The organism is Pseudomonas simiae, assembly GCF_000934565.1.
Lineage (GTDB): Bacteria > Pseudomonadota > Gammaproteobacteria > Pseudomonadales > Pseudomonadaceae > Aquipseudomonas > Aquipseudomonas simiae.
Window position 1 is genome coordinate 5,332,857 of sequence record NZ_CP010896.1, and the last position, 14,989, is coordinate 5,347,845.

At 62.2% G+C, this 14,989-nt stretch carries 14 protein-coding genes and 1 pseudogene; 7 read left to right on the plus strand and 8 right to left on the minus strand.

Annotation, left to right across the window (positions count from 1 at the left end):
- Positions 1 to 4: 4 nt before the first annotated feature.
- Positions 5 to 481, minus strand: a complete 477-nt coding sequence (locus PF1751_RS24230; protein WP_010206743.1) for a LabA-like NYN domain-containing protein — start codon at positions 479 to 481, stop codon at positions 5 to 7.
- A 117-nt stretch (positions 482 to 598) separates the two neighbouring features.
- Positions 599 to 1,330, minus strand: coding sequence for a DUF2076 domain-containing protein (locus PF1751_RS24235; RefSeq protein WP_021492958.1), 732 nt, complete (start codon positions 1,328 to 1,330; stop codon positions 599 to 601).
- 176 nt (positions 1,331 to 1,506) lie between these two features.
- On the opposite strand from PF1751_RS24235, the gene PF1751_RS24240 reads away from it, so the two are divergent.
- A complete protein-coding gene (locus PF1751_RS24240) occupies positions 1,507 to 2,166 on the plus strand; it encodes a YciC family protein (RefSeq protein WP_010206746.1) in 660 nt (219 codons plus the stop codon).
- Positions 2,167 to 2,206: 40 nt separating this feature from the next.
- On the plus strand, positions 2,207 to 3,295 hold the full coding sequence (locus PF1751_RS24245) for an endonuclease/exonuclease/phosphatase family protein (RefSeq protein WP_021492960.1): 1,089 nt from the start codon (positions 2,207 to 2,209) through the stop codon (positions 3,293 to 3,295).
- Between the two features lie 18 nt (positions 3,296 to 3,313).
- Here the strand turns inward: PF1751_RS24245 and PF1751_RS24250 are convergent.
- Positions 3,314 to 3,958 (minus strand): annotated as a pseudogene (locus tag PF1751_RS24250) (hydroxypyruvate isomerase family protein); the annotation flags it as partial.
- 9 nt (positions 3,959 to 3,967) lie between these two features.
- Between PF1751_RS24250 and PF1751_RS24255 the strand changes: the two are divergent.
- Complete coding sequence (locus PF1751_RS24255; protein WP_226994564.1) at positions 3,968 to 4,486, plus strand: TauD/TfdA family dioxygenase; 519 nt, start codon at positions 3,968 to 3,970, stop codon at positions 4,484 to 4,486.
- Between the two features lie 85 nt (positions 4,487 to 4,571).
- Here PF1751_RS24255 and hrpB read toward each other — a convergent pair whose 3' ends face one another.
- Positions 4,572 to 7,082, minus strand: coding sequence for an ATP-dependent helicase HrpB (hrpB, locus tag PF1751_RS24260; RefSeq protein WP_010206750.1), 2,511 nt, complete (start codon positions 7,080 to 7,082; stop codon positions 4,572 to 4,574).
- 250 nt (positions 7,083 to 7,332) lie between these two features.
- On the opposite strand from hrpB, the gene PF1751_RS24265 reads away from it, so the two are divergent.
- Both PF1751_RS24265 and PF1751_RS24270 read left to right on the plus strand, forming a co-directional pair.
- Positions 7,333 to 7,752, plus strand: coding sequence for a hypothetical protein (locus tag PF1751_RS24265; RefSeq protein WP_010206751.1), 420 nt, complete (start codon positions 7,333 to 7,335; stop codon positions 7,750 to 7,752).
- Between the two features lie 15 nt (positions 7,753 to 7,767).
- On the plus strand, positions 7,768 to 8,661 hold the full coding sequence (locus tag PF1751_RS24270; RefSeq protein WP_010206752.1) for a cation diffusion facilitator family transporter: 894 nt from the start codon (positions 7,768 to 7,770) through the stop codon (positions 8,659 to 8,661).
- Here PF1751_RS24270 and PF1751_RS24275 read toward each other — a convergent pair.
- Positions 8,658 to 9,704, minus strand: a complete 1,047-nt coding sequence (locus PF1751_RS24275) for a DUF6515 family protein (RefSeq protein WP_044287933.1) — start codon at positions 9,702 to 9,704, stop codon at positions 8,658 to 8,660. The two genes, PF1751_RS24270 and PF1751_RS24275, sit on opposite strands and share 4 nt — an antisense overlap.
- 398 nt (positions 9,705 to 10,102) lie before the next feature.
- Between PF1751_RS24275 and PF1751_RS24280 the strand changes: the two genes are divergently transcribed.
- Together PF1751_RS24280 and PF1751_RS24285 are read left to right on the plus strand one after the other, a co-directional pair.
- Positions 10,103 to 10,582, plus strand: coding sequence for an Lrp/AsnC family transcriptional regulator (locus tag PF1751_RS24280; protein WP_003194418.1), 480 nt, complete (start codon positions 10,103 to 10,105; stop codon positions 10,580 to 10,582).
- Positions 10,583 to 10,784: 202 nt separating this feature from the next.
- Entirely contained in the window at positions 10,785 to 10,994 is a 210-nt protein-coding gene (locus PF1751_RS24285) for a DUF2788 domain-containing protein (protein ID WP_025858220.1), read from the plus strand.
- Here the strand turns inward: PF1751_RS24285 and PF1751_RS24290 are convergent.
- The 3 genes from PF1751_RS24290 to PF1751_RS24300 all read right to left on the minus strand — a co-directional run bounded on the left by PF1751_RS24290 (position 10,989) and on the right by PF1751_RS24300 (position 14,941).
- A complete protein-coding gene (locus PF1751_RS24290; protein ID WP_044287935.1) occupies positions 10,989 to 11,624 on the minus strand; it encodes a pseudouridine synthase in 636 nt (211 codons plus the stop codon). The genes PF1751_RS24285 and PF1751_RS24290 overlap by 6 nt on opposite strands.
- 71 nt (positions 11,625 to 11,695) lie before the next feature.
- Entirely contained in the window at positions 11,696 to 13,168 is a 1,473-nt protein-coding gene (amn, locus tag PF1751_RS24295; protein ID WP_162098509.1) for an AMP nucleosidase, read from the minus strand.
- Between the two features lie 120 nt (positions 13,169 to 13,288).
- Positions 13,289 to 14,941 carry an acyl-CoA dehydrogenase family protein gene (locus PF1751_RS24300; RefSeq protein WP_010206761.1) on the minus strand — a complete coding sequence of 551 codons (1,653 nt, stop codon included), beginning with the start codon at positions 14,939 to 14,941 and terminating at the stop codon, positions 13,289 to 13,291.
- Positions 14,942 to 14,989 lie beyond the last annotated feature (48 nt).

The following is a 14,989-nucleotide window of genomic DNA, read 5'->3' on the forward strand; positions in this document are numbered from 1 at the left end:
GAATCTATTTAAGCAGCAACGCGCCTTCGATCGGCACATAACGGCTGGCGGCGCGGATCAATGAGTTGGCCGTCAGCCCCGGCACGCCGTAGGCCACGGCTTCGACGCCATGCTTGTGGATAACCCGGTCAAGCAGCATGTCGAAATCACCGTCACCGGAGGCCAGGACGATTTCGTCGACGTGGTCGGCGGCGTCCATGATGTCGAGGGTGATGCCCACGTCCCAGTCGCCCTTGGCCGAGCCGTCGCTGCGCTGGATGTAGGGTTTGAGTTTCACCGTGAAACCCAGGTTGCGCAGGATCTGCTGGAACTGTTGCTGTTTGCTGTCACCACGGTCGATGGCATAAGCGTATGCCTCGACGATCTGCCCGCGCGAGCTGATGTCAGCCCACAGCGCGGCGTAGTTGAAGTGACAACCATAGGCCTGGCGGACGGTGTAATAGAGGTTTTGCACATCGGCGAACACTGCAATTTTTTTCACCGTACTTCCTCATGACAGCCAGGCGCCAGGGCCCGGAAAGGGTGCCAGTATGCCAGCCGCGAGAAGGTTTCCGGGAAAAATCAGACCGGGGCGACGCTCGCCCCGGGCCAAGGTGGGTCAGACGAAGGAATCATCGTCGCCAAAGGAGGAAGAGTCGTCGGAATAATCGCTGTCGGCAAAGCTGTCCGAATTGTTGCCACCCCAGCTGTCATTGCCGGCGTACTTCTGGTCGTCATTGCCCCAGCCGCCTTGATCACTGGCCGGTGCCGGTTGCTCGATGATTTCCTCCACCACCTGCGGTTGCTGGTTGTGATGGAACAGGCTGCTGATGCCTTCGGCCAGCAACACACCACCGGCCACGCCGGCGGCGGTCTTCATCGCGCCGCCAAGAAAACCGCTGCCCACCGGAGCGGCTGGAGCAGGTTGTTGATAGTTCTGCTGCGGCGCAGGCTGGCTGAACCCTGGCCGCGCCGGTTCGCGCCAGCCGCCACCGGAAGACGCCGGCGCGCTTTGGGCCGGTTGCGGCTCACGGGAACCGCCACCACCAAAGATGCTCGACAGGAATCCGCCGCTGCTCGCCGGGGCTGGCTGCGCGGACTTGGCCCGTTGCAGCTCGTCCTGCAATTGCTGGATCTGTTGCGCTTGCTGCTTATTCTGCGCGTCGAGGCTCTTGAGCGCATGTTCCTGCACCAGGATCGACTGGGTCATGTAGTACCCGGCCGCCGGTTGGCGCGTCATGTGTTCCTTGATCCGCGCTTCGGCCTGGGCGTCGCGGGGGGCTGAGTCCGTTTCGGCTTGTTGCAACCGTGAAAACAGTCCATCGATCAGGGTTTGCTCTTCGCTGTTCATGGCGACCTCGTTAGATTGCCGGTAAAAATCGTGGTCTCGCCTTTATTCAGGCGCCGACCTAGTTATGGGGATGTTACGAGTTGTTTCAATGGTCTTTACTCAAGGTTTACGTTTGCTTACCTCCGGTAATGATCGGTTAAAGTGTTGCCCTTGCTTTCAGGCCTGCGATGAACTTGATGAATCCGTTAGACGTGCTGCGCGACTCCTTCCGTTTCACCCAACGCAACCTGGGCGCCATCGTCCAGCTGTGTCTGCCATTGGTGATTTTCGAAGCCCTGCTGCAACAGGTGCTCAACCATGTCGTCGGCCCGGATGCGTTTCCCGGCTACAGCGTGGTGGTGGGGTTGCTGGTGTACCCGCTGTACACCGGCGCATTGATCCTGTTTCTGGATGCTCGCACCCGTGGCGAGTCGCCGGGCACTAAAGATGTCTGGGCCATGGCCCTTACTCTGTGGCCGCGCTTTGCCCTGCTGACCGCGATGAGCACGCTGCTGATTCTGCTGGGGCTGTCGCTGTATTTCCTGCCGGGGCTGTGGCTGATGGTGGTGCTGGCATTTGCCGAATACCTGCTGGTGCTGCGTGGCATGCCGGCGTTGGAGGCGATGAAGGAAAGTTTCCGTCTGAGCCGTGGGCATTTCTGGCTGATCCTGGTGTGCCTGCTGTGCGTGATGACGCCACTGTGGTTGCTCAAAGGCGCCAGCGTTGCGGCCTATCCAACGCCTGCGCCGCTGCTGGGGCTGCTACTGGACAGCGCCCACAGCTTTCTGCAGCTGTTTACCAGCGTGGTGCTGTTCCGTTTATTCATGTTGATCGGTGGCGATGCCGACGCGCGGTGATATGCTCCGTGCCACCTCTGAAACGCTATAAGCCGAGCCAATGACCCGTTTATTGCGCATCACCTTGCTGGGCCTGCTGATCATCGCAGGCCTGCTGACCGCCCTGATCTACAGCCTGACCTGGCGCCCCGAGGCGAAGGAAACCCTGCCGGTGAGCTGCGTCGCGCCGCGTGCGCCCACGCTGTTGCCGGGGCAAGCGCTCAAGGTCATGACCTGGAACGTGCAATACCTGGCCGGCAAAAATTATGTGTTCTGGTACGACACCTTCGACGGCAGCGGCCCCGACGACCGCCCCACCGTAGAAGACATGGCCGCCAGCCTCGACGAAGTGGCGCGGGTCATCCGCGACGAACAGCCCGACATCCTGCTGCTGCAGGAGCTCGACGAAAACGCCAAGCCGTCCCACTACCAGGACCAACTGGCCCTGCTGCAAGAGCGCCTGGTCGATCTCTACCCGTGCAGCGCCCAGGCCTTCGACTGGAAAGCCGACTTCGTGCCAAACCTGCACATCTTCGGCAGCGTGGGCCGCAAACTGGCGACCCTCAGCCGTTACCAGATCGAACACGCCGAACGCCTGCAGCTGCCGGCGCCCGAGGCCAACATCCTGAGTCGCCAGTTTCAACCCAAGCCTGCCTTGCTGTTGACCTACCTGCCCCTGAGCGACGGCGGACAACTCGCGGTGCTCAACACTCGCATGGACGGTGACGCCCCTGGCCGCAGCGCGGTGATGGAGCAGGTCCAGACCACGGTCAAATTGCTGGATAAATTTGAAGGCCGTGGCACGCCCTGGCTGATCGGTGGGGACTTCAACCTGCTGCCACTGGGCCAATTCCTGCGCCTGGACGCCACCAAACGCGGGCAATATTCGCCGGACAGCGAGCTGCATCTGCTGTGGGACAAATACCCGATGATCCCGAGCAATAGCCAATCCAGCGGGATCGATCGTGAGAAATGGCTGACGAACTTCCCCAACGACCCGAGCGTGGACGGGCCGGACCGTACGCTGGATTACCTGTTCTACAGCCCGCGGATCAAACGGGTGGAGGCCAAGGTGCGCCAGGAGGATACGTTACGTATTTCCAACCACCTGCCGGTGATCGCCCGCTTCCTGCTGCCTGCCGCACAATAGCCCCTAGGGTTTCAACACCTAGGCCCGCAGCGGCTTAAGCCACTCAAGGCTTTCAACCGTGGTGCCGGATGGGCGGTATTCACAGCCGATCCATCCTCGGTAGCCACGCTGCTCAAGCGCCGCGAACAACGCGGCAAAGTCCATGGTTCCGGTGCCCGGCTCATGACGCCCCGGGTTATCGGCGATTTGTACATGGACGGTCCTGTCGTAAAACTGCGCCAACACCCCGGCTGCGTCGCCGGTCAAAAGCTGGGCATGGTAAAGATCCAGAATCAGCCCGACACTCGTAAAGGTTTCCAGCACCTGTTGCGCCTTGCTGAAGTCAGACATGTAATAGCCTGGCATCGCCTGCGGGCAGATCACTTCAATAAGCGCGCGCAAACCCTGATCTTCGAGGTACTTGACCGCGTATTCCAGGTTACTTACGTAGGCAGGCGCGCTCTCATCCTGGGGTGTGGTCACGCCAGACATGATGTGCACATCCGAGCAGTTCAGCGCCTTCGCATAGCGGGCCGCCTCGCGCAGCCCATCGCGAAATTCCTGCTCCTTGCCCTGCAAGGCAGCGATGCCTTTGGTAACACCTGCCGGCGCTGCGAACTGAATCAACGGCAGGTTGTATTGAGCCAGGTGATCGGCGAGCAGGCTGGCGTCAAATTCATAGGGATGGTTGCCATGAACGAAAGGACGTTGGGTAGTGCAGCGGGAGTCTCAAACCTCCTGTTCGGGGTGTACAACACAGGGGTTGCCCTGCTTGGCGAAAAGTTGAGAATTCGCTACCGGTATGACAGCACTGCGTTTATTCCTGAATGGGCCAACGCGGCGTTTAAATACATCCAGACCCACTACTCCACCAACGAGCGTTACATTGCCCCTGTCAGCCTTGAGCCAGGGGACATTCTGGTGATGGATAACCTGCGGGTCCTGCATGCCCGGCATAAATTCATCGATGGCAACCAACAGAGAAAAGTAGGAAGGCTGTGGATCGCTGATGACGCGAGCACCACATTCAAGAACATCCTGGATCAATCCCCGGTGCGCAGGGCCATGCTGCCCTTTCAGAACTACAATATTGCCCAGTCTGAAACCGCCGGGCATTCGTTCATCGAGTACACCTGCGGCATCCGCGCCCAATCGAGCACATCGTTGCCAAACGCGCATAAGCAATTTGACAGTGCGCTTGAAGCGCTTTAAGCCCTTCAAGACAACCTCCGTGCTCTGATTCAACGCGTTCAGCTAACCCCCCAGTCATCAAAACGACTGGGGGAGTTACTTACATTCAAGGCTTTCTGGGTTTGATTCGGGCCGTCGCTTCGGCCACCAACGGGTCATCCGGCCAGTAGTGCTTGGGGTAGCGCCCTTTCAAATCCTTCTTCACCTCGGCATAGGTACTGCGCCAGAAGTTCGCCAGGTCCTGCGTGACCTGCACCGGCCGCCGCGCCGGGGACAACAGGTGCAACTTCACGGCCACGCGCCCGCTGGCAATGCGCGGGGTGTCGGCCAGCCCGAACAATTCCTGCAAGCGCACCGCCAGGATCGGCGGCTGTTCGCTGTAGTCCAAACGCACCGATGAGCCCGACGGCACTTTCACATGCTGTGGCGCCAGTTCGTCCAAACGTTGGGGCAGTGGCCAGGGCAGCAGGTTGTGCAGGAAGCTGGAGATATCCAGGTTGGCGAAATGGCTCAGACGCGAGACTTTGCCCAGGTAGGGCATCAGCCAGTGTTCAAGGCTGGCGAGCAACGCCTTGTCACTGAGGTCGGGCCATTCGCTGGTTTTGCCGGCGTCGAGCTGGCGCAACAACATGACCCGAGCCTGCCATTGCCGCAGTTCTGGCGTCCACGGCAGCAGTTCCAGGCCTTTGCGGCGTACCAGGTTGACCAGCGCCTGGCTGCGGGCGGATTCGTCGAGGCCAGTCAGCGGTTCGCGGCTGAGCACCAGTTCGCCGACTTTGCGTTGGCGTTCGGCGCGCAGTACGCCTTCGCGTTCGTCCCAATCGAGTTGGTCGACGTTGCGCACTTGCTCGGCCAGCACCGTGTCGAACAGCGCCGGGTCGAAATCCGCCGCCAAGTAGATACGTTCCTCACGCTGGCCCTGGCGGCTACCCAGGTCGGCGATCACCAGCCAAGCCTGTTTCATCAGGCTGTCAGCCTCCGCGAACAGCGCGGCGCGGCCGTTGGCCAGGCGGTACTCGGCACCGCCGGGGCGACGCTGCTGGGCGACGCGATCCGGGTAGGCCAGTGCCAGCAAGGCACCGAGCCAGCGCGGGTGATCGGGGTCGGCAACGGGTTGTGTGGCCTGGCCTCTTAGGTAGCCTCGGTATTGTCGCGCCAGTTGCTTGGCCCGCTGTACACCGCCTTGAGTGCCGCGTGCACGCTCTTCGCCGGACAACAGCGCCAATCGACTGTGCAAATCCGCACCGCCACCGCGCAAGATGTCGCGCTCTCCCAGCAGGGCCGCCACATCGCATGCCGTCGCCGCCAACCCAAGAGCCTGCCCGCGCAGCAGCAGATGGGCGATACGCGGATGGGCCGGCAACTCGGCCATCTTCTGCCCGTGAGCGGTGAGTTTTTCTTCATCCAACGCACCGAGGCGCCCCAGCAGATCCTGGGCCTGGGCATACGCCGCCGTCGGCGGCACATCCAGCCAGACCAACTGAGTGGGCGTGACGCCCCAGCGCGCCAGTTGCAAAGCCAGGCCGGCCAGGTCGGCGGCGAGGATTTCCGCACTGCCGTAGGCGGCCAGGCCTTCGTGTTGGTCTTCGGACCACAGGCGATAACACACGCCCGGCTCCAGGCGCCCTGCTCGACCGGCGCGCTGGGTGGCGCTGGCGCGGGAAATGCGCTGGGTGTCGAGGCGGGTCATGCCGCTTCCGGGGTCGAAACGCGGCACCCGCGCCAACCCGGCGTCGATCACGACGCGCACGCCGTTGATGGTGAGGCTGGTCTCGGCAATGTTGGTCGCCAGCACGACCTTGCGTTTGCCGACGGGCGCCGGGTCGATGGCGGCGCGTTGAGCGTTGAGGTCCAGTTCGCCATGCAGCGGGCACAACACCACATCCGCGCGCTCGCCGAGGGCGTCAGCCAGTTGCTGGTTGACCCGGCGAATCTCCGCCTGCCCCGGCAGGAACACCAGCACGCTGCCGGTTTCGTCTTGCAGGGCGTCGAGGACAGTCTGCACCACACGCGGTTCGATGAATTCACCGGGTTGGTAGGGGCGGCCCCAGCGCATCTGCACCGGGAACATGCGCCCTTCGCTGCGCAGGATTGGCGCGTTGTCCAGCAGCCCGGCCAGGCGTTCGCCTTCGAGGGTGGCAGACATCAACAGGATTTTCAGCGGTTGATCATCGCGAAAGAGTTCGCGGCCGTTCAGGCTCAAGGCCAGCGCCAGGTCGGCGTCGAGGCTGCGCTCGTGAAACTCATCGAAGATCAGCAGGCCCACGCCGTCCAGCGCCGGATCGTCCTGCAGGCGGCGGGTGAGGATGCCTTCGGTGACCACTTCGATGCGCGTATTGGGGCCGACCTTGCTGTCCAGACGAATGCGATAGCCGACGGTTTCACCGACTTTTTCACCCAACTCGCTGGCCAGACGCTCGGCCGCCGCGCGGGCTGCGAGACGACGGGGTTCGAGCATCAGGATGGTCTGCCCGGCCAGCCAGGGCTCGTTCAACAAGGCCAAGGGCACGCGGGTGGTTTTACCGGCGCCGGGGGGCGCTTCCAGCACGGCTTCATGGCGATTCGCCAAGGCGTCACGCAGTGCGGGTAAAACTTCATCAATCGGCAACGAATTCATACTGGCTCCAAAGCAGAGCGGCGAGTATAACGGCGAACTGCCGGATGCCGACGCTGGTCTGAAAAACACCACCAGCTGCGCCTGGCTACGCGGTCAAAGGTGGGAGCTGGCTTGCCTGCGATACTGACAACTCGGTCTTTCAAATAAGCCGAGGGGGTGCCATCGCAGGCAAGCCAGCCCCCACATTAGAGCGGTGTTGCTCGGCAGTATTGTCATATAGTCCCGTATCAATCGTGTTCAGGAGAATGTTATGCGTATCGCTTCCCGTGTCATTGGCGGTGTCCTCGCCGTCACCCTGCTGAGCCAATTGACGGCCTGCGGTTCGATCTTCTACCCGGACCGCCGTGGCCAGATCGACGGCAAGATCGACCCGACCATTGCCGTGCTCGATGCGGTGGGCCTGCTGTTCTATGTGATCCCCGGCCTGATCGCGTTCGGCGTGGACTTCGCCACTGGCGCTATCTACTTCGAACCGGGCAAGACCGCCCAGGTCGATCCGCAAAAACTCCACGAAGCCATTGGCGCCGACGGCAAGGTCGACAACGCCAAGCTGCAAAGCATCATCCAGAAAGAAACCGGCCGCAGCCTGCCGCTGGACGACCCGCGAATGATCCAGTTCAAGGGCAGCGTACAACAGCTCGCCAGCCTGGGCCTGCAACCCGCTGCCTAAGGATTCGACCCGCCTATGACCAGCAGTCCCGAACACGCCAGGCTCTTGCGCCTGGCCACTCGCGCTTCGGTGGGTGTGGCCTGTGCGTTGATTATCACCAAGTCCATCGCCTGGTGGTTCAGCGGCTCGGTGAGCATGCTCGCCGGGTTGACCGACTCGCTGCTGGACGGCGTGACCTCACTGCTGAACCTGCTCGCGGTGCATTACGCGCTGCGCCCGGCCGATGACGATCACCGTTATGGGCATGGCAAGGCCGAATCGCTGGCAGGCATGGCACAGGCGCTGTTTATCGGCGGCAGTGCGGTGTTGATCGCGCTCCAGGCCTACGAGCGCTTGCAACACCCGGAACCTGTGGGCGCGCCGTGGTTGAGCATTGGTGTGATCGTGTTTTCCCTGGTGCTGACAGTAGCCTTATTGATGCTGCAGCACCGGGTGATCCGTGAAACCGGCTCCAACGCCGTGCGCGCGGACTCACTGCACTACCGCTCGGACCTGATGCTCAACGGCAGCATCCTGGTGGCGCTGGTGGTGGCAGGTTTTGGCTACCATCAGGTGGACGCCTGGTTCGGCCTGGGGATTGCCGCCTACATCTTGTGGAGCGCGATCCAGATCGCCCGGGAAAGCTTCGCGGTGTTGATGGATGAGGAACTGCCGCCGGACGTCAGCCAGCACATGCTGGAACTGGCCCGTGGCGTACCGGGCGTATTGGGTGCGCATGATTTGCGCACGCGGATTTCCGGCAGCCATTGGTTTGTGCAGCTGCACCTGGAATTGCCGGGGGAATTGACGCTGTCAGTGGCCCATGGCATCAGCGACCAGGCCGCCGATGCCATTCACAAGGCTTACCCGCGTGCCGAAGTACTGGTGCACGCCGACCCGCGGGAAGTGGTCACGGGCAATAAAACCTAGTACTGCACCTGATAACCCCGGCTGCTCAGGCAGTTGCCCTGCGCCTGGCGGTAGGTTTGTACCACCGCCGGGTCGGGGGCGTAGGTGACTTGCTGCGGGTCGAAGCCGCTCTGCTGAACGGCCCAGCGATAACAGTCATAACCGTCCTGTTGTACCTGCGCCGGTGACTGGCCGTTGGCCGGATACGCCACCACGTCATAGCCATTGCCTTGCGGCGCGGGCGGCGGTGCAGGCACGGCGGCTGGCGGTTGCACCACCACATACTGCTGGGAGCTGCTTTCGTAGGTGTAATAGGCGCCGGCGGCGAGGAAGAACAGCGCGCCGCCCACCCACACTTCACGGGCGTAGTCCGGCAGGTAATGCACGCGGATGCCGTAAGGCGGCGTCACCACCACATAGCGCGGGCCTTGTGGACGGTACCAATAGCCGCCGGAGTAGAAGTAATCCTGGCCACGGTAAGGCACGCGGTAATTGCGGTCGGGGAAGCGGTCGATCACGTAGCCGGGGCGATGTTGCGGGCCTGGGCCCCAGCCGTTGCCATGGCCGTCGGGACGACCGGGCCAGCGGTTGTCGCCAGGACGCGAGCCCGGGCCGCCGGCTTCCCAGTGCGGGTTGCCGTCATTGCGTCGAGGGATGTCGCGGTAGTAGCCCTGGCGCGGTTCCTGGGTCTGGCGCACGGTGTCGGGGCGACTCTGGATCGGCAGGTTATTCGAGGGTTGTGGTTGTGGCTGCGGCCGCCCCTGCTCGTTACCTTGGGGGTGCCCCTGCCATTGGCCGCCACTGTTCTGGCCACCTCGATCAAAATGCTGATTCTGCGGGCGTGGCTGATTGTTTTCCGGCCGAGGCTGGTTGTTCTGTGGACGCGAGGGGTTATTCTGCGGCCGCGGCTGTTCATTTCCCCCTGGCCGTCCGCCCTCCGGCCCTCTTTCGTGCTGTCCACCGCCGTCACCGCGCGGCCCGTTGTCACGCTCCTCGGCCACTGCCTGGGCGCCAACGGTGACCATCAGCAAACCTACACCTGCCATACGCCAGATGCGCTTCATGCTATTCCTCACTGCGGATTAGGGCCTGTCCATGAGACTGGAAAAGCCAGGCCCGGTTCGCGGACAGGTTATCAGCAGGCAAAAGAAAAGGGGTGACCCGTCGGCCACCCCTTGAGAATTTCGTCCTGGCTCAACGCTTTTGGCGTTGGCTCACCTCACGCCGTCTTGTGGACAGTGTGCAGCCTGGAGGCCGGCTCAACCCTGCTGGGGTGGCGGCCGCAGCGGACCTGATTGGGCTCGCTGCAAGTGGACTGTTGTCCAGGCGGTGATTCTGTTGATAAAGATACCCGTCAGCGCCCGGCAGATGATTGCGAAGATTGCGTCAATAAACAGTGCTTGCGCAATTTTTAACCCTTCATGGATAATTCGCCGCAATAGTTACGACAAAGGCTAACCCAATGAGCAAGCTTGACCGATACGACCTGAGTATTTTGGCGGAATTGCAACGTGATGCGAGGATCTCCAACCAGGAGTTGGCCGAACGCATCGGCTTGTCGCCGTCGCCGTGCTCGCGCCGGGTCAAGCAGTTGGAAGACGATGGCTACATCGCTCGCCAGGTCGCGTTACTCGACCGCAAGATGCTCGGCCTGAGCCTCACCGCCTATGTGCTGATCGGCATGGACCGCCACACCCCGGAGCGTTTCGAGAACTTTGAAGCGGCGATCCGCACCCTGCCCCAAGTGCTGGAATGCAGTTTGGTCACCGGGATGGACGCGGACTATCAGTTGAAAGTGGTGGTGCCGGACATGGATCACTACCAGAAGTTGCTGCTGGGGCATCTGACCCGCATTGAAGGGGTGACCAGTGTGCGGTCAAGCTTTGTGCTGAACCAGGTGCTTAACAGCACCGAATTGCCGCTGACTCACCTGCGCACCTGATTTCAAGAACACTGTAGATCCCCTGTGGGAGCGGGCTTGCTCGCGAATGCGGTCTGTCAGTTGATGAATAGGTGACTGACCCACCGCATTCGCGAGCAAACCCGCTCTCACAGTTGGACGCACTTCGATCCAGGTCAATGTTGCGTCTGTAACGCTGCCGTATACTGCCCGCCTGCCCTGCTGGAACGCCCTAATGAACAACATCGACCCCGCCCTGTTTGAAGAATGGATGATGACCGGTCTGGTCACCCTGCTGATCATTTTCATGGGCTTTATCGTCTGGGACCTGGCGAAGAAGTCCAAAGCCGGGCGCTTTGGCTCTTTCATCCTGTTCTTCGTCTTGGGCCTGGGCGTGGCCGCGTTCATCATCAAGAGCGTGGTGATCGGCCTGATCGAGTCCGGCGCCTTATAAGCGCGCCGGCACTTCCTTCCACTGGCCTTGATCCAGGCCGTCGATCGTCCAATCGCCAATGCGCACGCGCACCAGGCGCAAGGTGGGCAACCCCACGGCGGCGGTCATGCGCCGTACCTGGCGGTTACGTCCCTCGCGAATCACCAATTCAAGCCAGTAAGTCGGTATGTTTTTGCGAAAGCGCACAGGCGGGTTGCGCGGCCATAACTGGGGCTCATCCAACTGCCGCGCTTGGGCAGGCAACGTCTTGCCGTCATTCAACTCGACACCATCGCGCAGGCGTTGCAGTTGCTCTTCCGTCGGTTCGCCTTCCACCTGCACCCAGTAGGTTTTCGCCAGCTTGTGCTTGGGGTCGGCAATGCGCGCCTGCAACTGGCCATCGTTGGTCAGCAGCAACAGGCCTTCGCTGTCACGGTCCAGGCGGCCCGCCGGATAGATGCCGGGGATGGCGATGAAATCCTTGAGGGTCGCACGCCCGCCTTCGTCGCTGAACTGGGTCAGTACGTCAAAGGGTTTATTGAACAGGATCAATTTCGGCTCGGCCGGTGGCGCCTTGGCGACACGCCGCGCTGCGGAATACGGAGGTTTCACGCCGGGGCGGCGAGAATCGGGACGGGTGGGACGCGACATGGCAAAGGAACATCTAACGGTCAGGACCGACAATGCTAGTGGCCTGACCGTTAAATGACCATCCCAACCGCTTAGCGGAACGGCGGCTCGTCGAAGCTGCGCAGTTTGCGCGAGTGCAGCGAGTTGAGTTCGGTGCGCAGCAAATCCACCGCCTCGATGCCGATCTTCAAGTGCTGGCTCACCGCGCGCTCATAGAAGGCGTTGGCTGAACCTGGCAGCTTGATTTCGCTGTGCAGCGGCTTGTCCGATACGCACAGCAAAGTGCCGTATGGCACCCGCAGGCGATAACCCTGGGCGGCGATGGTGCCACTTTCCATGTCCACGGCCACGGCGCGGGACAGGTTGATCAGCGGCCGTTCCTGAGCCCAGCGCAGTTCCCAGTTGCGGTCGTCGTAGGTCAGCACGGTGCCGGTGCGCAGGCGTTTTTTCAGCTCTTCACCCTTTTCGCCGGTGACGTTGGCCGCCGCTTGCTGCAAGGCCATCTGCACTTCGGCCAGGGCCGGGATCGGGATGTTCGGCGGCACTACGCGGTCGAGAATCCCGTCGCGGCGCATGTAAGCGTGGGCCAGCACGTAATCGCCAATGGTCTGGGATTGGCGCAAGCCGCCGCAGTGGCCGATCATCAGCCAGCAATGTGGACGCAGCACAGCCAGGTGGTCGGTGATGTTCTTCGCGTTGGAAGGGCCAACGCCAATGTTCACCAGGGTCACGCCGTGGCCGTCGGCCGCCTGCAGGTGGTAGGCCGGCATCTGGTAGCGGTGCCACACCACGCCTGCGGCAATGGCGGAGGCTTCGCCGTGGTCCATGCTCTTGTCGATCACCACGTTGCCCGGCAACACCATCCGGATAAAACGCGGATCGCTGCGCAGTTGCTCCAGACCATGCAGGATGAACTGGTCGACATAACGGTGGTAGTTGGTCAGCAGGATCCACGGCTGCACATGGCGCCAGTCGCTGCCGGTGTAGTGCACCAGGCGGCGCAGGGAAAAGTCCACGCGTGCCGCATCGAACAGCGCCAGAGGGAGCGGATCGGTGTTTTCCCAGTCATACAGGCCATCGGCGATGCCATCGGTGGCGGCCGACAGGTCGGTGCTCGGGAATACGCGAGCCAGGGTCGCCGCGGTCACGCCGGAGCCAGCCAGTTCATCGCCCTGCTCCACCACGTAGGGATACGGGATATTCTGCTGGCTGACACCGACTTCCACCGTCACGGTGAAGTCGTGCATCAGCGGCACCAGTTGCTCCAGCAGGTATTTACGGAACGCCGCAGGATGGGTGACGGTAACGCTGTAGGTCCCCGGCAGCTGAACCTTGGCATACGCCCGGGTGGTCTGTGGGACTTCGCCGTGGCAGTGGTAGGTCAGGCGCAGTTCCGGATAGCGAAACAGCGCACGTTGTTCGGCGTCGGGCTCGACGCGGTCCTTGAGGTATTGCTTGAGGGCCTGATTGAGCGCACCGGTGGCACGCTCATGCAGGGCCGCCAGCCGATCCACGGCTTCTTCGGCGGTTTGAACGACAACAAAAGCTTCGGTCACGGTAAGCATCCTGTGTTCTGACGTGCAGGCCTTTATCTTGCCCTTATCTCAGCTGGAATGCGATCAATGTGGGAGCCGGGCTTGCCCGCGAGGGCGGTGGGTCAGCTCCCACATTTGGACCGTGCTCAGTCAGAGGGATTGCGGGGTTGAGCGAGCCACAATGGCCTCCACCGCCACACCGCGCGGCAAGGTGCCATACACCCGACCGGACGATTCGCCCAATCGACTGGCGATAAACCCATCGCTGACCGCCGCATTGCCGGCTTCCAGTAACAGCTTGGCCTGCAACGCCACTGCGATATCTTCGGTGAGTTGCCGAGCGCGGTACTGGATATCCTGGGTGTCCATGAACGCCGTTTTCAGCTGCTCGATATGCCGCGCCAGCAACCGGTCGCCATGCCCATCACCCAACTCGACAAACAGCGCTTCCAGTACGCCGGGTTCTTTCGACAATGCGCGCAGCACGTCCAGGCATTGCACGTTGCCGGAACCTTCCCACGTCGAATTCACCGGTGCCTCACGGTACAGGCGCGGCAGGATGCTGTCCTCGACATACCCGGCACCGCCCATGCACTCGGCGGCTTCGTTGATCATGGCCGGGGCACGCTTGCAGATCCAATACTTGCCCACCGCCGTCACCAGCCGGGCGAACTTGGCTTCCTGCTCATCCCCCAAATGGTCCAGCGCCCGGCCCATGCGCAGGCTCAAGGCCAGAGCGGACTCGCTTTCCAGCGCCAGGTCCGCCAACACATTTTGCATCAAGGGCTGTTCGCTGAGTACACGGCCGCCCACCGAACGATGGGCACAATGATGGCTGGCCTGGGTCAGCGCCTGGCGCATCAACGCGCTGGAGCCGACCATGCAATCGAAGCGGGTCATGGCGACCATCTCGATAATGGTCGGCACGCCACGACCTTCTTCGCCAATCATCCAGGCCAGGGCACCACGGAACTCCACCTCGCTGGAGGCGTTGGAGCAGTTGCCGAGCTTGTTTTTCAGGCGCTGGATGTAGAACTCGTTGCGCGTGTCATCCGGGCGGTGCCGGGGCAGCAGGAAACAGCTCAGGCCCTTGTCGGTTTGCGCCAGCGTCAGGAAGGCATCGCACATCGGTGCCGAGCAGAACCACTTGTGGCCCACCAGTTCATAGGCTTGCCCCGGCCCACCGGCGCCCACGGGGTAAGCGCGGGTGGTGTTGGCGCGCACGTCGGTGCCGCCCTGCTTCTCGGTCATGGCCATGCCGAGCGTGGCGCCAGCCTTGTGGGCGATGCCGACATTGCGCGGGTCGTATTGGGTAGTGAGGATTTTCGGCAGCCAGGTCTCGGCCAGATCAGGTTGCAGGCGCAGGGCCGGTACGCAGGCGAACGTCATGGTCAGCGGGCAGCCGGTGCCGGCTTCGGCCTGGCTGTGCAGGTAGGTCATGGCGGCGCGGGCCACATGGGCGCCGGACTGCGGATGCGCCCAAGGCAGCGAAGGCAAACCGTGTTCGACGGCCGTGCGCATCAATTCGTGGTAAGCCGGGTGAAACTCCACCAGGTCGATGCGATGACCATAACGATCATGGCTGCTGAACACCGGTTTGTTTTGATTCGCCAGGAACCCGGCTTCCATCAGCGGCCCGCCGGCCAGCGCACCATAGGCATCGATGCGCGCTTGCGCCCAGCCGGCACCAAAGCGGCGCGACCATTCCTGCAGGGGCACATCGATACGGTACAGGTTGGTGCCGTCCAGGGACGGTGGCTGGTTGGTGACGTCGTGGGTTTCGGCAAACTGATGCAGGTTCATGACGGGCCTCCTGGAAAAAGGCCCATTTCGATCGAAGCTCGCTCCTGC